15 protein-coding genes are annotated in these 21,052 nt (G+C 68.8%); 5 read left to right on the top strand and 10 right to left on the bottom strand.

What is annotated here, in order from left to right:
• Positions 1-262 precede the first annotated feature (262 nt).
• From K8640_RS31560 to K8640_RS31550, 3 genes are read left to right on the top strand one after another with little or no spacing between them, the layout of a single operon-like run.
• Positions 263-625 (top strand): helix-turn-helix transcriptional regulator, encoded by a 363-nt coding sequence (locus tag K8640_RS31560; protein ID WP_141327471.1) that lies wholly within the window; start codon positions 263-265, stop codon positions 623-625.
• A 31-nt stretch (positions 626-656) separates the two neighbouring features.
• The gene (gene arsB, locus K8640_RS31555) at positions 657-1,778 is read left to right on the top strand and encodes an ACR3 family arsenite efflux transporter (RefSeq protein ID WP_223750480.1); all 1,122 of its coding nucleotides are present in this window, start codon (positions 657-659) and stop codon (positions 1,776-1,778) included.
• On the top strand, positions 1,775-2,218 hold the full coding sequence (locus tag K8640_RS31550) for an arsenate reductase ArsC (protein WP_223750479.1): 444 nt from the start codon (positions 1,775-1,777) through the stop codon (positions 2,216-2,218). The genes arsB and K8640_RS31550 overlap by 4 nt, the downstream gene beginning before the upstream one ends.
• 1 nt (position 2,219) lies before the next feature.
• Here the strand turns inward: K8640_RS31550 and K8640_RS31545 are convergent, their stop codons facing one another.
• Positions 2,220-2,837, bottom strand: a complete 618-nt coding sequence (locus K8640_RS31545) for a TetR/AcrR family transcriptional regulator (protein ID WP_223750478.1) — start codon at positions 2,835-2,837, stop codon at positions 2,220-2,222.
• Between the two features lie 127 nt (positions 2,838-2,964).
• Between K8640_RS31545 and K8640_RS31540 the strand changes: the two genes are divergently transcribed.
• Positions 2,965-3,969 carry an NADP-dependent oxidoreductase gene (locus K8640_RS31540; protein WP_223750477.1) on the top strand — a complete coding sequence of 335 codons (1,005 nt, stop codon included), beginning with the start codon at positions 2,965-2,967 and terminating at the stop codon, positions 3,967-3,969.
• Between the two features lie 153 nt (positions 3,970-4,122).
• On the opposite strand, the gene K8640_RS31535 is transcribed toward K8640_RS31540, so the two are convergent.
• The gene (locus K8640_RS31535) at positions 4,123-5,991 is read right to left on the bottom strand and encodes a PAS domain-containing protein (RefSeq protein ID WP_223750476.1); all 1,869 of its coding nucleotides are present in this window, start codon (positions 5,989-5,991) and stop codon (positions 4,123-4,125) included.
• A gap of 1,134 nt (positions 5,992-7,125) precedes the next feature.
• Here K8640_RS31535 and K8640_RS31530 point away from each other — a divergent pair.
• Positions 7,126-8,964, top strand: a complete 1,839-nt coding sequence (locus K8640_RS31530) for a hypothetical protein (protein ID WP_223750475.1) — start codon at positions 7,126-7,128, stop codon at positions 8,962-8,964.
• 9 nt (positions 8,965-8,973) lie between these two features.
• On the opposite strand, the gene hxsC is transcribed toward K8640_RS31530, so the two are convergent.
• The 8 genes from hxsC to K8640_RS31490 all read right to left on the bottom strand — a co-directional run bounded on the left by hxsC (position 8,974) and on the right by K8640_RS31490 (position 21,016).
• Entirely contained in the window at positions 8,974-10,143 is a 1,170-nt protein-coding gene (hxsC, locus tag K8640_RS31525; RefSeq protein WP_223750474.1) for a His-Xaa-Ser system radical SAM maturase HxsC, read from the bottom strand.
• 3 nt (positions 10,144-10,146) lie between these two features.
• Entirely contained in the window at positions 10,147-11,589 is a 1,443-nt protein-coding gene (gene hxsB, locus K8640_RS31520; protein ID WP_223750473.1) for a His-Xaa-Ser system radical SAM maturase HxsB, read from the bottom strand.
• A 14-nt stretch (positions 11,590-11,603) separates the two neighbouring features.
• Complete coding sequence (gene hxsD / locus K8640_RS31515) at positions 11,604-11,933, bottom strand: His-Xaa-Ser system protein HxsD (protein WP_223750472.1); 330 nt, start codon at positions 11,931-11,933, stop codon at positions 11,604-11,606.
• A 17-nt stretch (positions 11,934-11,950) separates the two neighbouring features.
• Positions 11,951-12,469, bottom strand: coding sequence for a hypothetical protein (locus K8640_RS31510; protein ID WP_223750471.1), 519 nt, complete (start codon positions 12,467-12,469; stop codon positions 11,951-11,953).
• Positions 12,466-14,043: a hypothetical protein gene (locus K8640_RS31505; protein ID WP_223750470.1), complete on the bottom strand. Its 1,578-nt coding sequence runs from the start codon at positions 14,041-14,043 to the stop codon at positions 12,466-12,468. The genes K8640_RS31510 and K8640_RS31505 overlap by 4 nt, the downstream gene beginning before the upstream one ends.
• Positions 14,044-14,731: 688 nt before the next feature.
• Positions 14,732-16,960 carry a DEAD/DEAH box helicase gene (locus K8640_RS31500; RefSeq protein WP_223750469.1) on the bottom strand — a complete coding sequence of 743 codons (2,229 nt, stop codon included), beginning with the start codon at positions 16,958-16,960 and terminating at the stop codon, positions 14,732-14,734.
• Positions 16,935-18,275 carry an ATP-binding protein gene (locus K8640_RS31495; protein WP_223750468.1) on the bottom strand — a complete coding sequence of 447 codons (1,341 nt, stop codon included), beginning with the start codon at positions 18,273-18,275 and terminating at the stop codon, positions 16,935-16,937. Before K8640_RS31495 ends, K8640_RS31500 begins: the two co-directional genes overlap by 26 nt.
• Positions 18,272-21,016 (bottom strand): TerB N-terminal domain-containing protein, encoded by a 2,745-nt coding sequence (locus tag K8640_RS31490; RefSeq protein ID WP_223750467.1) that lies wholly within the window; start codon positions 21,014-21,016, stop codon positions 18,272-18,274. The genes K8640_RS31495 and K8640_RS31490 overlap by 4 nt, the downstream gene beginning before the upstream one ends.
• Positions 21,017-21,052: the final 36 nt, after the last annotated feature.

Raw genomic sequence — 21,052 nt, 5'->3', positions numbered from 1 at the left:
CCTGCTTGGGTTTTTCTGGTGCCGTGGCGACGGTGACGCTCATCTACGTCATCGAGTCCGCGAAGTAGTCAGCCGTTCAGCGGCGGCAAGGGCTTGCTGGGGTGCGCCATGTCGGTGTGATTCAGGCAGGTGACCCCAGTGTGCCCCTCGCGGAGGCCTACCCCCGGTCACCGGGTTCTTGCCGAATCGACCCCTTGCCCCCGGAGCGAGCCTCGCGACGGGGATTGTCGGGATGCGGACATGTGGATATATTCATGTCGATATGTCTTCTGGCCCCTCTCTCGACGTGCGCCCGCTGACCCGGGTGCTCAAGGCCCTGGGCGACGAGACGCGCCTGCGCATCGTGTCCCTGCTTTCGCACTCGGAGTTGTGCGTCTGCCATCTGGAGAGCGCCCTCTCCATTCCGCAGTCCAACACCTCCCGGCACCTGTCCGTCCTCAAGGCGGCTGGGCTCGTGGAGGCACGTCGGGAGGGCAGCTGGGTCTACTACCGGCTGGCGCCGCAGACGGATGCGCTGTGCGCTTCCCAGGTGCAGGCCCTTGTCTCTGCCTTCGCGACGCGCGCGACGCTCCAACGCGAAGTGGCGCGCGTCCTGAAGTCCTGCGGCCCTGAGGCCTGCAAGTAGCGCCTTCCTCTTTCCTGGGTTGCTTCCGTCCATGTCCTCGCCGCGTGCCTCCGAAAACATCGTCAAGAAGCTCTCCCTCATCGACCGTTTCCTGCCGGTGTGGATCTTCGCCGCCATGGGCCTGGGCATCGGCCTGGGGCGCGCCTTCCCGGACCTCGGGAGCCGGTTGGACACGGTGAAGCTGGACACGGTCTCGCTGCCCATCGCGTTGGGCCTCTTGTGGATGATGTATCCGGTGCTCGCGAAGGTGCGTTACGGCGAGCTGGGGCGCCTGCGCACGCGAGGGAAGCTCTTCACCACGTCCCTGTTTCTCAACTGGGTGGTGGGGCCGCTGCTCATGTTCGCGCTGGCGTGGCTCTTCCTTCCGGACCTGCCGCACTACCGCAATGGCCTGGTGCTCATCGGCCTTGCCCGCTGCATCGCCATGGTCCTCATCTGGAACATGCTGGCGTGTGGCAGCACCGAGGTCGCCGCCGTGCTCGTGGCCCTCAACTCCCTCTTCCAGATCTTCTTCTATTCGGTGCTCGGCTGGCTCTTGCTCACCGTCGTTCCGGGGTGGCTCGGAGCGGAGGTCGCGGCGTTCGACGTGTCGATGTGGAGCATCGCCCGGAGCGTGCTCATCTTCCTGGGCGTGCCGCTGGTGGCGGGCGCGCTGACACGCGTGGGGCTGACCCGCCTCAAGGGAGAGGCCTGGTACGAGCAGCGCTTCTTGCCGCGGCTGGGGCCTACCGCGCTGCTGGGGCTGCTCTACACCATCGTGCTCATGTTCGCGATGCAGGGCGAGAAGATCACCCGCCTGCCGTTGGATGTGGTGCGCATCAGCATTCCGCTGCTGGTCTACTTCGTCGTCATGTTCGCCAGTGCCTTCTTCCTCTCGCGCAAGCTGGGCTTCGACTACGAGGAGACCGCGTCACTTTCCTTCACGGCGGCGGGCAACAACTTCGAATTGGCCATCGCCGTCGCCGTGGGGGTCTTCGGCGTGTCTTCTGGAGAAGCGCTGGCCGGAGTGGTGGGGCCGCTCATCGAGGTGCCCGCCCTCATCGCCCTGGTCTACCTCTCGTTGTGGCTGCGACGTCGGCTGTTCCCCAGGGCGACGAGCGCGGTCCTTCCTCGCCGTTTCAGTGAGAGCCCGTTCGAGGAGTCCCCCCGATGAAGAAGGTCATCTTCGCCTGTGTGCACAACGCGGGCCGCTCCCAGATGGCGGCTGCGTTCTTCAATGCCTTGGCTGACCCAGCGCGGGCGCGGGCCGTGTCCGCTGGCACGCAGCCGGGCACCCATGTCCATCCCGAGGTCCAGGCCGTGATGGCCGAAGTCGGGGTCGACCTGTCGGGAGCCAGGCCCCAGCACCTCACGGACGAGCTCGCCCAAGGCGCCCAGTGGCTCATCACCATGGGCTGCGGGGAGGCGTGCCCCTTCGTGCCTGGCTTGAAGCGGATGGACTGGCCCTTGGAGGACCCCAAGGGCCAGCCCATGGAGCGTGTGCGTGAGATTCGCGAGGAGGTGCGGACGCGCGTCGCGGAGTTGCTCTCTCAAGAGGGCTGGGCGCGCTCGCTGGACGGGCTCCAGGGGCCGGCAGGCGACGCGGTGTCCTGAATCACCGGGTGCGCGTGCTCTTGGGTTCCCCTCGACCGACAGCGGTGCTCCCACCGGAAAAAATCGCCTCAATCGAGGAGCGCACGCGAGTGGCCACCTCCTGCCTTGTCCCCGTGCCGAGCTTCCCGTCGAGGTGAAGGAAGGCAAGCCCGTGGACAAGGGACCAGCCCGCCGTCGACAGCGCGCTCGCGTCGGCTCCCGGGAAGACGCTCGCCAAGGCCGTGGACACGAGGCCTCGGACCTCAGTCGCTGCTCGAACCCGCTCATCGTTCGAGTCGTCACACGCGTTGCCGAACATGAGACAGAAGAGGGCGGGCCGCTTCAGCGCGAACTCCACGTACCTGACGCCCAGCTCGGCGATATCGGACACCGTCCGCGGGGTGACGCCCGCCTGGGAGAGCTCGCGTCCCAACTCGCGGAAGCCCTCCGCGGCCAGCGCGGACTCCAGCGCACGCTTGTCGGCGAAGTGACGATAGGGCGCGGCGGACGACACTCCGGCACGCCGGGCGACCTCTCGCAGGGAAAGCTCGCTACCTGTCTCGAGCAGCTCCAGCGCGGCCTTCAGCAGCGCCGCGCGGAGATCTCCGTGATGGTAGCTGTCCTTTCCTGATGTTGACACCGTTAACACCCTCGCCTATGTATGCACCGTAAACTTCGGTCCGGCTCGCGACAAGGCCTTGAGGCAGAGCACCCCGTCGCCCGAGCCCCGGATCGTGCCCTGGTCCTCAGTGAAGGCAAGAGACCTCATGCGTGCATTCGTCCTCACCCGGTATGGCGGCCCCCAGGCCGCCGAGCTTCGCGACATGCCACCGCCCGAGCCGGGGCCTGGCGAGGTGCGCATCGACGTGAAGGCGGCAGGCCTGAATCCCGTCGACTTCAAGACACGCGAAGGCAAACTCCGGGTCATCGACTCCTACGCGCTTCCGGTCGTGTTCGGCTGCGAATTGTCCGGCGTTGTCACGTCGGTCGGTGAAGGCGTGACGCGGTTCCGCCCAGGTGACGAGGTCTTCGCTCGCGTGGCCAGGCATCGGCTCGGCGCCTTCGCTGAGACAGCGTGCGTGGGCGAAGAGCTCGTCGCGAAGAAGCCGGCGTCACTCGATTTCGTTCAGGCCGCCGCGGTGCCGCTCGCGGCGCTCACCGCGCTTCAAGCGCTGCGCGACGAGCTCGCCGTCGCGCCGGGCATGCGCGTCTTCATTCCAGGTGGCGCAGGGGGTGTTGGGACTTTTGCCATCCAGCTCGCCAAGCACCTTGGCGCGACCGTCGCGACGACGGCGTCCGCGCGGGGCAGGAGACTCGTCGAGCGCCTCGGTGCGGATGTCGTCGTCGATTACACCACCCAGGACATCACCACCGAGCTGCGCGAGTACGATGCCGCGCTGGACCTCGTCGGCGGCGACACCCTCACGCAGACCTTCTCGACCGTTCGCCGTGGCGCCAAGGTCGTCAGCATCGCGGGCATTCCCGAGCCCCTGACCGCGACCCAGGACCTCGGCCGCGGCCCTGGACTCGCGATGCTCTTCTGGCTCGCGAGCGCTGGGGTTCGATTTCGCGCCTGGCGCTCGGGCGTCACCTACCGCTACCTGTTCATGCATCCGAGCGGAAAGGACCTTGAAGCGCTCGCTGCCCTCATCGACGCGAAGAAGCTCGAAGTCGTCATCGACCAGGTCTTTGCCTTCTCCAACATCGCCGATGCGTTCGACCATCTCGAGAAGGGCCACGCCAAGGGCAAGGTCGTCGTCTCGATGGGCTGAACATCGTCCGTTCTGGAGTGACACCTCTTCCTGACGACGATGCCTGAACGGAGCGGGTAACCCCGCGAGTCGACCTGTGCCCCTCCAGAAAGGCGTCTCCTGGTGACTTGGCCAAGGTGACGCTCATCCACGTCATCGGGCCTTCCGCGCCCGCTAGCGCGGCAGGCTCACGGTGAAGGTGGTGCCATGCTCCGCCGTGGACTCCACCTCGACGTGCCCCTGGTGCGCGTCGACGATGGCCTTCACGATGAAGAGCCCCAGCCCCACGCTGCGGCTCGCCAGGTCCACCGCGTCGGTGCCGCGCTGGAGGGGCTGGAAGAGGTTCGGGAGGCGCGAGGCGGGGATGGGCGGGCCCTCGTTGTGGACCCGCAGCGTCACCCAGGCGCCCTCTCCTCGCGTCTCCACCTGGACGGGGGCTCCGGGGCGCCCGTGCTTCAGCGCGTTCATCAGCAGGTTCTGGACGACCTGCGCCAGCCGCTCCTCGTCCCACGCGCCGTGCCCGTCGCCGCTCGCCGCCACCCGCACGTCCGCGGCGGGGTGGGCCGCCTCCACCTCCTCCACGGCCGCCTGACAGACCTGGTGGAGGTCCGCGGGGGCGCGCTCCAGCCGGATGCCGCCGCCCAGCCGGGCCTGGGTGAAGTCGAGCAGCTCCTTCACCAGCTTCACCGCGCGGGTGGCCGACGCCTGGATGCGCTCCACCGGCCTGTGGGCCTCCGGTGGCAGGGACTCCAGGCGCTTGAGCCGCTCGGCCCCCATGAGGATGGCGCCCAGGGGATTGCGCAAGTCATGGCTCACGATGCCGATGAGCAGCTGCTCGAACTCCGCCTGCTGCTGGAGCTGTCGCGCGTGCTGCTCCCGCTCCTGCTCCAGCTTGCGCTGCGCCGTGATGTCCTGCAGGAGCGCGACATAGCCGTCCACGGAGCCGCCCGGCGAGTGGTGCGCGATGAAGGACACCCGCACGTCCCGCTTGCCCCCCAACCGGTAGGGCACGTCATGCTGCTCGAAGGAGAAGCTCTCGCCCGCCAGGCCCCGCCGCACGTACGGGCCCAGCACCGCGTAGGCCGCCTCCCCGATGACCTCCCGGACCTTGCGGTTGCGCATCTGGTCGCGCGAAATCCCGAACCACTCCTCGTACGCCTTGTTGACGCGGCCGTAGCGCTCGTCCGCGTTGACGTACGAGACCAGGACGGGAATCGCGTCGAGCAGCAGGGACTGCTCCGCCTCGCTCGCGCGCAGCTGCTCCGTGAGCGCCTCGTTGCGCTGGCTCACCTGCATCTTCTCGGTGACGTCGCGGAAGATGAGCACGGCCCCGGAGGGAGCGCTCGGTCCCGTGCGAATCGGCGCGGCGCTGTCCTCGATGGGGACGTGCGTCCCATCCTTGCGCAGCAGCAGCGCGGGCCCCGTGAGGCGCTGGACCGACTCGGAGCCGAGCGCCCGCTCGACGGGGTTCTCCAACGGCTCCCGGGTGACGGCGTCGACGACGCGGAAGACCTCCGCGACCGGAAGCTGCCACGCCTCGGACGTGCTCCAGCCGGTGAGCCGCTCGGCCACCGGGTTGAGGAAGAGGACGCGTCCGACCGGGTCCGTGGTGATGACCGCGTCGCTGATGGAGGCGAGCGTCGTGGACAGGTGGGCCTCGCGCTCCCTCAGCCGCTCCCCCTGGGCCCGCACGCGCAGGAGGCTGGCCACCCGGGCGAGCATCTCCGCGTCGTCGAAGGGCTTGGCGACGTAGTCGTTGGCGCCCGCCTGCAGGCCCTCCGTGAAGTCCTCGTGGGCTCCCCGCGCGGAGAGCATCAGGATGGGGAGGGTGACTTCATCGTAGCGCTCGCGGACGTAGCGGCACGCGTCCAGCCCCGACACGCCCGGCAACCGCCAGTCCAAGAGGAGCACGTCGGGAGGTGGCCCCGAGGAGAGCCGCTCGAGCGCCTGCTCGGCGTCCTCGAACGTCTCCACCGCGTGGTGCCTGGCCAGCAGCTCCCGGGCCCGCGCGCGCTGGAGCGGACTGTCCTCGACCAGCCACACGCGGGCGGATGGCGCCGTGCGCGAAGAGCGCTCCTTCGAGGCTGGAGGAAGACCCGGGGGCTTGTTCAAGGGCGGGGGACGTCGGTGGTGCGCGGGGGCGCTTGTCCACCCAAGTTAGGCAGGACCCGGCGGGTCCGTCGAGGGCTTCACCCCGAGGCCAAGGTCCCCTCACTCTTCATCCCAGCGCCCGAGCGCACCCGTGCGCGCGCTCGAAAGGCCCGGCCCGCCCGGCCGCCTGGCCCAGGCTGAAGCCACCGGTCGCCACGGGCTCAATCCGATGCATTCCACGACCAGGGGGATGGAATCCCATCCAACCAGGTTGGGATTGGGCCTGTGTGTTCGTCGGCTGACGATGCATGGCGTCATGAGGTTGCGGCTTGACTGACAGACTTTATCTCGTTTCAATGATTACTCCGGGTCCGCCAGTTCTTCTCGTGGCGTGAACCGGTTGTCCGTATCACTCACACAGGAGCAACCCATGAAGATCAAGACGCGCGTTCGTGCGGGCCCCATGTCGGCTGATGACGGTATCGGCGGCGGCGGAGGTCGCGGCTGTGGCGGCGGCATCATCATCGCCACGCCCCTCGACATCTGAGCGGCTTCCCGTCGTAGCGACTCGGCCGTCGGCGGACCGTGCACGGTCCGTCGGCGGTCGTTGTCTTTCCGGCCCCCAGGGCACGGCCCGTCTCGGACACCCAGGTCCCGAGGTGATTTCGGGGTGTCTGTTAATTCTTGATATTCAAGTATTGATGTCTTTGTGGCTGGAATTCCAGCACGCAGGACAGTGATTGCGGGGCATCGCGTCACGCGTGTCCGCAACCGGTGCCTGGATGGCTGGTGCAACTTGACCTCAAGATTCGGATTGGTTCTGATTGCGACTCCGGGTCCGCGAGGTTTGTGCTTCGCGTGAAGCGGAAATCACGTCTCACTCACACGAGGAGCAGTCCATGAAGATCAAGACGCGCGTTCGTGCTGGGCCGCAGTCCGGTGGTCGTGGCTGTGGTGGTGGCGTCATCATCGCCGCGCCCCTCGACACGTTCTGAGGTGGTGGCGTTGAGCTGAGCCAGTCGCTGGTGGCCCGTGCACGGGTCGCTGGCGGCTGTTTTTCTTCCAGGACCCGTCAGGAGCATTCGCGTGAGCCAGGACTCGGTGCCGGTGTCGGTGGACCCCCACGAGACGCTGTACGTGCCGCTGAGGCGTCGCTTCATCAAGGAGTACCTGACCTCGCCCGAGGGCGTGCGCGAGCTGCACATCTATTACGGCACCCGGGAGATCTCCATCGAGGAGCAGGACCTGCACTCCTTCGGAGAGCAGCTGTGCCTGGAGGACTCCTTCATGGCGGGCAACGCCACGAAGTGGACGACCGGTGAGCCGTATCCCTGGGAGCGGGTGAAGGAGCTGCTGGAGGCGCTGCTGGAGGAGGGCGTCGTCACGCGCGAGGCCCCGACGCTCGCCTTCGAGAGCGAGTCCCACCGCAAGTACCTGGCGATGGAGGCCAGGCGCGTCGCGCCCACCGAGCCCCTGTGGTGGAACCCGGACGCCCCGGAGGTGATGCGCAGGCTGACGGGCCGGCCCCTGGAGCTGGGGTTCCTGGAGGCGGTGCTGCCGGTGTACCGCATCGCGCACCCCGCGCTCGACACCGAGGGGCGGCACATCGGGGAGAGCAACACCTTCCCCGAGCAGATGCGCATGAAGATGGACACCGAGTTCAAGGCCTGCCACTTCGCCGGCAGCCGCTATCGGAACAACGCGCCCATGAACGTGACGGCGCTCAAGTCGATGATGCGGCACTGGAAGCCGATGATGCACGCGGTGCGCGCGGTGCGGCAGGCGTTCCTGCGCCCCGACACGGTGCTCCCGGACGGGCGCTGGCGGATGGGGGACCTGCACGCGGCGGCGTGCGCGGTGCTCGCGGTGCCCTCGTACATGCTGATGCGCGCCAACGACCCGGTGCCCAACGGGCAGCTGGACCCGGTGCTCTCCAACATCTACCGCGTGACGGACGGCGTGCGGATGGTGGCCGCGTACATGCTCTTCCTGCCGGAGGAGCCGCTCACCTACGACTCGCCCATCTCGTCCGCGGAGCTGTTGTACGTGACGGACCGCGACAACCACTACCTGTCCAACCGAGGCGTGTGCGCGGGGCCGCCGAACCTGGTGGACGAGTACTTCCAGACGCTGATGGACGGGCGGCCGGTGGCGAACGAGGAGCCCATGTCCTTCGCATGGGAGAAGGACATCGTCCCGGGCGTGGACTACGGGCAGCTGGGGCTGCAGCTCTACTCGCTCCAGTTCAACCTGTGGAGCTACATGTGCCGCGCGTACGAGCAGGTCCGCGCGGTGGCCGAGTCCGTCACGCCGACGGAGGGCGACTTCTGGAGCGGCCTGCGGGCGCGGCTGAAGAAGGACTTCGAGATGATGCGGCCCACGCGCCTGCACACGGCCACCCAGCGCGACTGGGCGGAGGCGCGCTACATCGAGATGTTCGACCGCGCGCAGCGGGGCATGAGCACCTTCAAGGAGGAGTCGCTGGTCCACCTCAAGGACATCTTCACGCCCGTGCACGACGCGGTGTTCGAGGCGACGCGCAAGCGGCTGCGCATGGTGGTGCGCGCGAAGGTGGGCGACGCGTTCGGGACGCAGGCGGACGCCATCGCGGACGCGGTGGCGGAGTACCTGACGCTGGAGCGCTCGGCGCTCCTGGCCCTGGAGAACGTGCAGCGGGAGACCAACGCGCTCCTGCGGCGGCCTCATCCGGAGCGGCGGTTCACCAACAAGGACCTGTCGCTCCACCACCGCATGCGCGCGGGCACCGTCGGCGTGCTGCCGTACCTGCTGGACGTGTTCCGGGACGAGTTCGGCGTGGACATCGACAACTCGCCGGAGGGGACGAAGCTGACGCCGGTGGGCGCCCCGCTGGCGGCCGAGGGCGCGGTGTGTCCGTTCACCGGGCGGACGGCGTCCGTCGCGTAGCCGCCCTGCTCAGTCCAGGAAGGGCTGGATGCCCCGGCTGCGCTTCGCGAGGCCGGAGGCGAAGAGCCCGCCGCAGTCCTCCCGGCGGGTGCAGCGCTCGCAGTCCTCGGCGTAGAGGTTCTTCCAGTCGGAGATGCTCTTGCGCGCGAAGGGGTGCAGCTCGCCGGGCAGGGTGCAGAGCGGGTGGTTGTAGAGGGACGTCTCCAGCCCCGCGCGGCTCAGCGTGCGGACCGCGGCGGTGAGCTGGGGCCGGTAGTCGAGCGGGTCCATCCAGAGCAGGCCGAGGTTCGCCTTGGCGAACCCCATCAGCTCCAGCCCCATCAGCGCGACGTGGTCGACGAAGGCCAGGTTGCGCGCGATGAACTCCGCCAGCTGGGGCAGGCGCGCGTACGTCTGCGCGTGGACCACGCAGCGCAGCTCCACGCGCACCCGGGCGCGCTTGAGGTGGAGGATGCCTCGGACGGTTTCATCGAAGGCGCCCAGGGCCTGGACGACGTAGTCATGCTCCTCGGGCAGGTCCGAGTAGAGCGGGATGCCCAGCATCAGGTCGGGGTGCTGGACGTCCGCCACCGCGCGCGCCAGCTCGGGGTTCGCGAAGCCGCGCCCGTTGGTCAGGAGGTGGACGGCGGTTGTTGGCAGGTGGTGCTTCATCTGCGCGAGCAGCGCGATGAGGCGGCCCTTGAGCAGGCTCGGCTCGCCGCCGGTGATGCCGAGCTCGCGCGTCTCCGGGGAGATGAGCGGGAGCGCCTGCATCAGCTCGTCCACGAGCCAGGAGTCATCCTGCTTGCGGGGTGGCTGGGAGCACATCAGGCAGTGGTTGTCGCAGCGCTCCGTCACCAGGAACGTGTTCGACGGCGAGGCGCGGCGGTACAGCGTCGACAGGGCGTCGCGCTCGGGGTGGATGCGCACCACGTCCCCGTCCGCGAGGTAGCGCAGGTTCGGAGGCAGGACGTAGGTGTCCCCTGGGGCCGGGCTGCTGCTCACGAGGCCCTCGTCCCACAGGAGGTACCCCCGGAAGCCCGGGGGCAGTGAATGCGTGGGACGCCGGACGAGGAGCACCTCCCGCTCATGGGCGAGGGGCGCGTCGTCCAGGTGCTCGCGGAGGCGGGCGATGAACGGCTCAATGGAGCGCGTGGAGAGCGCCTTCAGGCCGGCCGAGGAGAGGTCCAGGGCGGGCATGGCTCAGCGCCACCCCATGAGGATGTCACGCGCGCGGGCGTCATCCGCGAGCAGGCCGATGAGGTGGCGCAGCACGCGCATCTGCTTCTGGCAGAAGGCGCTGAACGCCTTGTGTCCGACGGCGTCCTTCATCGTCGCCTGGTGGAAGACGGGGTCGGCGCCACAGTAGGGGAGGAAGGCGCAGTCGCCGCACATGGGCACGCCCTCCGGCATGGTGTCGCTCAGGTGGGCGAGGAGCGTGTCGGACGTCATGATGGACTCGTAGGAGTCGTGGGAGAGGTGCCCGAGCCGGAAGGAGAAGTCACCCATCTCCGCGAGCATCCGCCCCTCGTCGGAGGCGTACACCGCGCCGTCGTAGTTGTAGACGAGCGCGCCGATGCCGATGCCCGCGGGCGACTGGAGGTCGACGTACGTCGAGCCCCGGGGCGAGAAGAGCTTCTGCAACAGGATGGCGGTGTACTCCTCCTGGAGCGGATAGCCCTGCTTGTTGATGCGGAGGATGTGCGCGAGCCCGCGCCGGTAGAACTCCACCCACGCCCCGACGTCGTACTGGCGAGAGGCGCGCTGGCGGACGGCGAACCCGTAGGGGCTGATGTTCCTGAGGAAGATGCCGTGGAAGCCCTGGCGCACGTACTCGTCGATGATGTCCTCGACGCGCGTGAGGCTCGCCTGCGTCGTCGTCATCAACGCGGAGACGGAGTCCGGTCCGAGCGCCTGTCGCGCCCGGTGAATCGCCTGGAGCGTGCGTCGGTGGCTGTCCCCGCCGCGCACGGGGCGCTGGGTGTTGTGCAGGTCCTCGGGGCCGTCCAGGGAGGTCGAGAGCAGCACGCCGTGTTCGCGGCAGAAGTCGAGCACCTCGTCGGTGAGGCGGGAGAGGTTGCTCGCGATGACGAACTGGAGGTCGCGGCGGTGCACCTGGTTGAGGGCCTTGGCGCGCTCGACGATGTACCGGATGCGCTCGAAGTGGAGCAGCGGCTCTCCGCCCTGGAACTCGACCTTGAGCGTGGGCGAGGGACTGCGGAACATGAAGTCGAGCGCCCGGTCCGCGTGCTCCTGTGACATGTCGAACTCGCGGGCACCCTCTGCCTGACGGGACACCTGACAGTACGCGCAGGAGTGGTCGCAGCGCAGGGTGACCACGAAGATGTGCAGCCCGGTGAAGTTCGCGAGCTGCTCGGCGCGGGTGCGGTACTTCAGCGCGAGCAGCTCCAGCGCCACGCGGGAGTGCTCGTCGAACAGGAAGTGCTTCGACTTGAGCGTCTTGTAGGCCTCGCGGTGCGGGGGCAGCGCGTGACGGACGAAGTCGACCAGCTCGTGTCGGGGGAGCACGACGTATTCGCCCACGTCGTTCGTCACGACGTAGCGGGCGTCGTCCAGCCGGCTGAAGCGCAGGGGCGCGAGCTGGTAGCCCTTCGTGGACTGGTACCTGGCGCGGTCATGGAACATGGTGTGCGTCGACCTCAGTCCTGGCGAATCAGGCCGGTGCGTGAGAAGGCCTGCGCGACAATCAATGCGCGCAGGGCCCGGGTCTCGTCGCCCACCTGCTCTCGCAGCTCCTGGTCCAACAGCTCCTGGAAGAACAGGCGCACCGTCTCCAGCGCGTCGCGCTCGGTGACGGTGGGGGCGAAGAGGAAGCGGATGGGAAGCCGGTCCGCGTCGGGCGAGCCGAGCACCGCGGTGCACCGGTCGGCGAAGCGGTACGCGGACTTCTGTATCGCCGCGAGTCGATAGACGCGCAGGTCGAGGACGGCCTGCACGGCGCCGTCGCGGAAGGTGGGGTCGGTGTCCATGGTCACGTGTCTGCTCCTCACCACTCGATGGTGACGTCGCCCGTCTGGCCGGCGACCAGGTCCACCTCGACGGTGGTGGTGCCGAGGAAGCGGTTCTCGATGCGGACGGTGTGCTTGCCCGCCGCCAGCCGCATGAGGGCCGTCACGTCCTGACCCGCGGGCTTGTCGTCGACGAAGATGCGTCCGCCGGGGAAGGCGACGAAGGACACCGTCGCGGGCTTGGGGGGCGGCTCGGGCGCTTCGTCGGGAGCGGAGTAGCCGCCGCCGTAGCTGCGGCTCCTGCTGCCGGAGTAGTGGCTGCGGTGCGAGGAGTGGGAGCGGTGCGAGCGATGACCCGCGAGCAGTATCTGTCCGTTGGTGGGAGGGACGACGAGAAGCAGCTCGTCGCGCGAGTCCTCTTCGTTGCGTCGCCGCCACGTGGGTTGGGCGACCTGGAGCTCGATGCCGGGCACGAGCAGCCCTGATGGGGCCGCGCCTCCGAGCAGTCCCATGAGCGCCGCGCTGACGGAGAGCAGCCGGGGAGGTTTCGGGTTCATGGCTTCACCTCACCGATGCGCAGCTCCATCAGGTAGATGCCGTTCCATCTCGCCACGAGCGTCACGCGGCCATCCTTCCAGGTCGTCTGCGTGGGGGGCTTGCCTCCGCGAGGCTGGGGCGGCGCGGGCAGCTCGACCGGATGTCCGAGGACACGGGAGAGCAGCTCCTTCGTCACGGGCGTGCGCTTCAGATTGTTGAGCACGCGGGACTCCTTGTCCGCGCCGGCCAGGTACGCGCCCACGCAGCGGCCGTCCCGCAGCTCGCACGAGAGGGCGACTGACTCCGTGGTCTTCGACAGGATGTTCGGGTGGCTGGTGGCCTTCAGTTGGAGCAGGGAGATGGCCACCTCGCGCTCCGCGCCGATGAGCGGAATCCGCTCCCGTTCCTCCCGGGCCCACGTGGCGGCCTGTTTCGCGAGGACCGACACCGGTGGGTCGTGCGGCGTATCCGCCAGTTCGGCGGCGAGCGCGGTCGTCTTGTGGAGGTGGAGGACCCAGTCCAGGGTGACGGCCTTGGGACGCGGCCTGGGCGTCAGTTGCTCCACGAGCATCGCGCGGGCCTGTCCGAGTCGCTGCTCCCGGCTCGGTGTGAGCTCGGCGCGAAGCGCGAGGGAGAGCGTCTTCCAGCGGCAGGAGGCCGTTGTGCAGGCCGCGTGCTCCGCCTCGTAGAGGCGCGCGGTCAGCTCGTTGAGGTCCTTCGGGAACGCCTGGGCGAGCACGGGCTGGGCGGAGGCGAGTACCTCCGAGGCGGAGGACACATTCTTGCGCTCGAGCGACGCGAGGACCTGCTGACGTGTGAGGGACAGGAGGTGTTGTTCGACCTTCGCCCGCTCGGGTGCTTTGGACGCCATCGCGAGGGCATCCTTGACGACCTCGTCCACGTTCTGCTCACGGAGCGCATGGGCCAGGTGGAGGTCCGCCCAGGCCTGCTGAAGCTCGGGTGATTCGGGCTCACCCAGTGCCTGCAGCTCCGTCTGTGCGTCATCGAGGCGGCCCTCCGAAATGTCTCGCCGTGCTTCGAACAGCCAGGGTTCGGCGAATAGCGCAACGACAATGGCGATGAGCGCATACACAGACATGCCAAATCGCCACTGGCGAATCTTCTGTCTCCTGCCCAGGGTCCAGTCCTGGACCAGGCGGTCAGTGACGACCGCGAAACCACCGAGGGAGAACAGCAGTGCCGCCAACCAGCCGTTCCAGAAGAAGGAGCCGCGGAGGATGTAAAGAAGTGGGATTCCCAAGGCCACGGCGATGAGGGGCAACCGTACCGCAAGGACCTTTCGCCCCCGAGCGGTGAGCTGCCGGTCCTCCTCGACCGGTGGCGCGAGCATTCGCCTTCCCTCGAATTGAACCGTGGTTGAGGGCGCGTTCATGATGCCGTAGGACACGTGCGCGGCGGGCACCTCGAACACCTGGAAGCGCTGGCGGGTGATGCGCTCGTTCACCTTCACGGGGACGCGGGTCTTTCCCCAATGCTCCTTGACCCAGTCTCCTGGGAGGTGCTGCGCGACCTTCTCCTGGGGGAGCACTCCATTCGCGCTGATCTCCCCCACGAGCTTTGCGTCCTGCTCCATGTCCTCATTCGTCCACACCAGTCGGCGCAGGTGCTCGTCCTCGGACATCACGAGGACGTCGGTGCGGACTGAGTCGACCAATTCGAGCCAGCGCTGTTCGCGACCGTGTCCCAGACAGGGTGCACAGGACACGCTCCCTGAGTTGCAGCCACTACAGGAGACCCTCCCACTCGCATCGCACTGCCGGCAGTTCATGAGTCGTCGAGAGTTATTCTTGGCGTAGCCGTAGGCCTTTCGCGTGCCTCGACAGTTCCAGCATTGGACGTTCCCTCTCCCCTTGCACTTGGGGCAGGGGGTCGAGCCCACGCCTCCGCATGGGGAACAGGCGAGAACGGAGAGGCTGCTGTTACGAAGGCTCTCGGACGTTTCCGCCCAGAGGTCGACGCTGCTGGCTTGTCGCCTCAATCCTGTAACGGGGGGAGAGCCGTGAGTCGGGCCTTCCTTCCACACGACACTCCGCTCCGTGATGGTGGAGTAGATACGTGCGGCTCCGCGCGCCTTCGGCTCCACGGAGCGGATGAACTCTTGCGGATTCGGAGGCGGCACGGGCAGTCGCCGGGTCCACTCGACGAAGGCCTGGACGGCGGCCTTCTGGAGGGCCTCCGCGTCCGCGGGAGGCATCGGGTCGACAGCCTGGGGTTCCTGGGATGGAAGGCTCATGGGAGACAAGGCCTCGTCAGAAGACGCATCACTGCAACACCTGCCGGGCGACACGCCACGCACCCTCGACGTCCAGGTACCGGGCGGCGTAGTCGCGAGCGAGCAGGTCCTCCGGCACGAAGCCGTCATGTTTCTCGAGCGCCATGTTCTCCACGTGGCGCGTGAGGGACTCGGCCCGAGGTGGCCCCTCCGCCACGAGCGCGCGCAGGGCGCCCTCCACGTCGGCCTGCGGTCCCGCCACGCTCAACACGGGACCCAGCGTCTGCACCGACAACCCACGGGCCTGGAGCGTGAGCGCCAGCGTGTGCACCACCGCGTCACCAGCCCACGGGAAGACATGGACCTCCATCCCCGAGGCCACGATGGAGCGCTCGCCGAGCCGCCATCGCTGGAACGTCGCCCGAGCCTCCGCGAGCAGCTCCAGCGCCCGCGCATCCAGGTAGCGAGGCAGCCCCTCACCGGCATAGATGGCGCGCATCTGCTCCCGGACGCGGTCATGCACGCGGCCGACACCGGTGGGCTCGAACACGGGCACGCGTCCGGCGGGCGCGGGCTCCAGCTCCACGACCTTCTCGTCGCCCTGCACGGCGAGCACGCGCCACCGCCGTCCACCGAAGATGAGGTACGCGCCGACGAAGAGCGGCTGGTCGAAGGGCATCGTGCCCAGCGTGCGACCCCCGGCCACCAGCCGGAACTCCTCCACCGAGGCGAAGGCCGCATAGAAGCTGTAGTGGTTGACGAGCCGCTCACCCACGCGGCCCAACAGCAGCGTCCCATCCGAGGACTGTGAGAGCAGCTCGCGCTGCCCCAGCCCGCGCAGGAAGCGCACGAAGTCCTCGCGTGACACCCGCGCGAAGGGACCTTCGTGGCACAGCGCCAGGAAGGCCTCGCCCGCCTTGACGCCGCCGTGCTGCGCGATGAGCGAGAGCAACTGCTGCACCAGCGTGGAGAAGTGGAAGGCGCCCGAGGCGGGGGGCTCGAACCAGTTCGTCAGCAGCAGCTCCAGCATCGCCACCGACTGGACCAGCCGCACCCGGAGCTGGTCCGGCAGGGGACTGGTGCTCGTCAGCTCCGCTTCTTGAAGATACAGCCGGAGCACGGAGGGGCCGCCCTTGCGCCCGCTGCGTCCCAATCGCTGACGGAGGCTGGACACCGAGGGAGGCACGCCCACCTGCGCGATGCTCTGCACGGAGCCCACGTCGATGCCCATCTCCAGTGTCGTCGTGCACACCAGGCTCACGGGCCGCTGCTTCGCCTTGAGCGCGGCCTCCGCCTCCTCGCGCAGCTCCTTGGACAGGTTGCCGTGGTGCGGGAAGAACTCGTTGGGCAGCCGCGCGTCTTCACACCTGCGACGCAGGAGGTCCGCGTACAGCTCGACGTTCGCGCGGCTGTTGGCGAACACCAGGTTGTGCGTCCCGCGCAGCGTCTTGAAGAGGTGCGCTCCCACGTCGTGCTCGTCCTCGGGCGGGCCGTCCGTGGGCTCCTCGTCTTCTTCCGGAGTGCGCGCATCGGGCGCGCGCTTGCGATAGCCCCGGAGCTGGAGGAGCAGCTCGCCGCCGCCCGAGTCGGAGTTGCACAGCCGCACCTTCGCGCCCGCGCCGGGACGGAGGAACTCCGCGGCCAGCGACATGTCGCCCAGGGTGGCGCTGAGGCCCACGCGGGGCACGGTGCGACGCAGGCTCAGCTCGACACGGTGCAGGAGCGACTGGAGCTGGCAGCCCCGCTCGGTGCCGATGAAGGCATGCAGCTCGTCGATGACGATGTGCTCCAGCCCGGAGAACAGCCCGGCGAGCGCGGAGCCCTGCCGGATGAAGAGCGCCTCGAGTGACTCCGGGGTGATGAGGAGGATGCCCGCGGGGGACTGGAGCAGCCGGGCCTTGTGGCCCTGGGACACATCGCCGTGCCACCGGTGCACGGGGATGTGGAGTCCGTCGCAGAGCCCGTCGAGCCGCTCGAACTGGTCGTTGATGAGCGCCTTGAGCGGGCCCACGTAGATGGCGCGCACGCTGCCGCCGGCGTCCTCCGCCAGTCGGCTGCAGATGGGCAGGAAGGCGGCCTCCGTCTTCCCGCTGGCCGTCGACGCGGAGAGGATGACGTCCTGGGTCCCCTCGAGGATGGGGACGATGGCGGCCTCCTGGATGCCGCGCAGCTCCTTCCACCCCTGGGTCCACACCCAGCGCCGCACCTGGGGGTGCAGCCGGAGGAAGGCGCTCGACGCGGCGCCGCCCGGGTCAGAGCTTGAAGGATGCGAGCTCATCATCCGCTCCGGCCGCGGGGGCTCCCGCCTCCGTCTCGCCCAGGGGCGCGAGGTCGGGATTGACGTCCGCGGCGAGCTCCACGCCGCCGAGCAGCTCCTTCCAATCCGCGCCCGGGTTCTGTTCGAGCACGGCCAGCAGGTTGATGAACGCCGTCACGGTGCTGCGGGGCGTGCGGAAGTACGCCTCTCCGATGCGCTCCGAGCAGTGGGTCATGAAGCCGTGGAGCCCCTCATCGGGCAGGCGCTGCGCGGACGCATCTCCCGCGGAGTAGACGTGCCGCAGCTTGGTGAGCAGGACGTAGAGGTCCTCGGGGGTGAGGTTCGCCAGCCGGAGGACCGGGGAGCTGTAGTCGACCAGGTGGCCCACGGCGAAGGTGTTCTGGGCGAGGCGCGACTGGAGGGCCTCGTAGCTGTAGAGACCGCGCCGGGTGTCCATGAGGAACTCGGGCGTTCCTCCCAGGATGAAGCCCAGGCCCTCGGCGCTGCCCTGGAGACAGTCATTGAGGATGCGGAGGATCTGCTCGTAGTTGGACGCGCGGGCCTTGGTGTTGGCCATCTTGTAGAGGTTGACCAGCTCATCCAGACACACCATCAACCCGTCGTAGCCGGACAGGCGGACGAAGCGGGCGAGGAGCTTCAACTGGTCGTAGACCTCCGCGTCGTCGATGATGGTGCGCACGCCGAGCGCCTTGCGGGCATCGGTGCGCGTGGAGAACTCGCCGCGCAGCCACTTCACGGCATCGGCCTTGAGCACCTCGTTGCCCGTGTCATGGCCGCGCCAGTAGGCGGCGATGACCTCCGCGAAGTCGTAGCCTCCCACCAGCTCCGACAGCGCGGCGAGCTTCTCGCGGATGACCACCTCGGGGTTCAGCTCACGGCTCTTGGCGTCGGTGAGGGCGCTGGAGACGAAGCGCTCCACGACGCTGGCGAGCGCGCCGCCCTCGGGACGGGCCCGGGTGGACAGGTTGCGCATCAGCTCCGCGTAGAGGCTGCGGGCCTTGCCGTCCGTCGCGTGCAGGCGCCGGTCGGGGTTGAGGTCCGCGTGCAGGGTGACCAGCCGCTTCTCCAGCGCGATGGAGCGGATGAGGTTGAGGAAGAACGTCTTGCCGGAGCCGTACTCGCCGATGACGAAGCGGATGGCGCTGCCGCCCTCGGCGATGCGCTCCACGTCGCGGACCAGGGCGCGGACCTCCTCGGCCCGACCCACCTGGATGTGCTGCTGTCCCACGCGAGGCACGACGCCCGCGCGCAGCGACTGGACGATGGTGTCCCGGTCCTTCGGCCTGATGCGTCCCTGGGGCGTCGCGTCCGTCATGACATCATCTCCTTGACCGCTTGTTCATTGAGCTGAAGGGTTTCGTCGCCCTCGAGGATGGGCTCGCCGCACACCTCGAAGGCCGCGTCGTTGATGACATCCAGCGCGCCGTCCGGGAGCAGGCCGAGTCCGCTGGCCAGCTTCTCCACCTCCGCGCGAGGCCACTCGGGCTTCGCGACGAGCGCGCGCAGCAGCGACGTGTGAAGCGCATCCAGCCCCGCGACCCCTGGCTGCGCTGGCTGGGGCGCGGGAGCGACGGGTTCTTCGTCGGCGAAGATGCTCCCCAGGAGGCTGGAGACCGCGGCGGTCTCCGCGAGCTTCGCCTGGACGCTGCGCATGTCGAGCGCCACCCGCTCGCCCTTCCCTGGAGGTGGCGCGGGGATGGCGAAGCCCTGCTCGGGGGCGCCGGCCAGTCGCATGGAGACGGGCTCGGTCGCGGGTCGTGACGCGGTGGCGGCGTGGACGCGCGAGTAGACGGTGTCTTCGTCGAGCCCCAGCATGGCGTAGAGCTTCGACAGCGTCTTGAGCTCCTGGGGTGACACGTCGCCGTCGGCGACGGCGACCTCGACCAGGAGGTTGCCGAGCGACGTGCGGGCCTCGGGCGTCAGCGCCTCCACACGCTTCTTGTGGCCCGCGCTGGAGGCGGGGCGCGCGAGCAGCCAGGACACGTGGGCGCGGAGCCGGACCTTCTCCGAGGCGAGCAGTCCCTGCGCGGCTTCGACGAGGGCCTCCATGCGGTGGACTTCATCCGTGGAGACGGTGCCATCGGCGGTGGCCACCGCGGCGGCGAGGTGCAGCATCGCGAGCGCGGACAGGTAGCTCGCGGAAGGGGCGCTGGGTGAATCGGGGGGCAGGGGGAAGAGCCACGCGGACTCGTCGGGGGAGAGCACGGCGCCGCCCATGCGAGGGTCGGGCTCCATGCCGTGGCCCAGCTTCTCCAGCGCCTGGGCCAGGCCCACGGCTTCGGCCTTGGTGAGCTTGCCGAGGGTCGACGTGGGCCAGTGCTTCAGCAGTTCTGTCGCGGGCACGGGAGCGGAGGGGTTGTCCCCGAGGAATTGGCGCAAGAGGGCGCGGAGAGCCTGCACGTCCGAGCCTCCGTCGATGGACGCCGCGAGCTCGGGAGGAAGCAGGGCCAGGGCGCTCATGCTGTTGCGCGCGTCGGGGTTCTTGCCCACCCAGCGGCTGTAGGACTCGAGCGACTCGCAGCACTCCTCGATGAGCGCGCGCACGGGCTTGAGGGAGGTCTCGGAGGCCTCGTTGATGGAGGCTGAAGACAGCCGCACCGAGCCGCCGAAGGATGCGCTCGCGGGGTTGTAGCGGGCCTCGACCTTCGCCTTCAGCGCGCGAGGGATGATGCCCGCGCCGTGGTCTCGCAGATAGCGTGCACGAAAGAGGGCCTGGAACTCCTCGGGACAGCGCGTGGCGGGAGTTCGAAGCCGGGTGACATGGGTCTCCACGGCCCAGACGAGGGCCCAGTCCGCGGGGAGCGGAAGCGCGCGAGTGGCGGCGGTGCCCGCGGCCATGCGCACGTCGAACGAGGCGGAGCCGGCGCTGCGCAGCCAGAACTCGGGGGACTCCTTCAACAGTCCATCCTCGCCAGCGCGGTGCACGCGCAGGACGTCGAGGAAGGCCGAGGCGTAGCTGGCGAAGGAGCTGTTCTCGCCGTGGACGTCGAGGAGGCCTTGGACTTCGTCTTCGATGAGACGGGCCTCGGCGAGCGCGGCGGGCTCGGTGCCCAGGTCGTGGAGCACGCGCCGTTCCAGCCCGTAGAAGAACAGGAAGACGAAGCCGATATCGATTCCAGGCTGACGCCGTCCACCCGCGAGCCACGCGAGATAGCCCGCACGGGAGGCGGGTGAGAGGTCCGAGTACGAGGGCCAGTATCGCAAGCCCTGTCCACCGCGATTGGGGCGAGCGGCGACCTCGAGCCTGGGGTTGATGAGGGCCGGCTCGGTATTGGGGGTCTTCACCGCGCGCAGCCGCGAGCCCACGTAGACCATTCCATCCTTGAGCGTGTAACCGGCGACCTCGATGGACTGACCCGGAGCAATCCAGGCCGTCTTCTGCGAAGCGGGAGTCGACGGCTCGGAATCAGGCGCGGACGCAGGCTCAACGGACCGCGCGGGTGCGATGCGCTGCACGGCCTCGGCGAGTGGCGCGGACGCGGGTTCGAGGGGTTGTGCAGGTGCGACGCGCTGCACGGTCTCGACGGGCTTCGGGGGTGGCGCGGGAGTCGACAGCACGCTGAGTTCGAGCGGCGTGGGCTCGACAGGCTTCGGGGTCGGAGTGGGAGAGGAAGGCGTGCGCGGTGCGGGCTCGACGGGCTTCTCGCTCGGGGTCGGCGGAGCGATGACGGCGCGCGCCGATTGCGCGGGCTCGACACGTGAAGCGGTCGGCGTGGAGGCGGCCTGTGCGAGCGGCTCGGCGGCGCTCTTCGCAATGGCCCGTGGCTCATCCGCGATACGGACCCTGAGCCCTTGTGAGAGCCGGGGCGCGCTCACGTTCTCGAAGCGCAGGGCGATGGTGGACGAGTCGTGCGAGGTCGGGGACGTGACAGCCGCGAGTCCGACGCCAGCCCGCGCCTGCTGCGCGGCCTTCATCCGCGCATTGACCTTGTTGAGCCAGACGATGCCACCCCATGCACCCAGCCCGAGGACGACCACGCAGCACAGGGCGCCACTGGCTCCATCTGACTGAGCAGCGACCACGAGGGTCGGCAGCGCCCGAATCCATACCGCCATTGAGTTGCTCCCCGCCCGGCGCCAAAGGAAGGCGAC

The sequence above is a fragment of the Myxococcus sp. XM-1-1-1 genome (assembly GCF_020037095.1).
In the GTDB taxonomy this organism is placed as follows: Bacteria; Myxococcota; Myxococcia; order Myxococcales; family Myxococcaceae; genus Myxococcus; species Myxococcus fulvus.
This window is presented reverse-complemented; position numbering and strand designations above follow the sequence as displayed.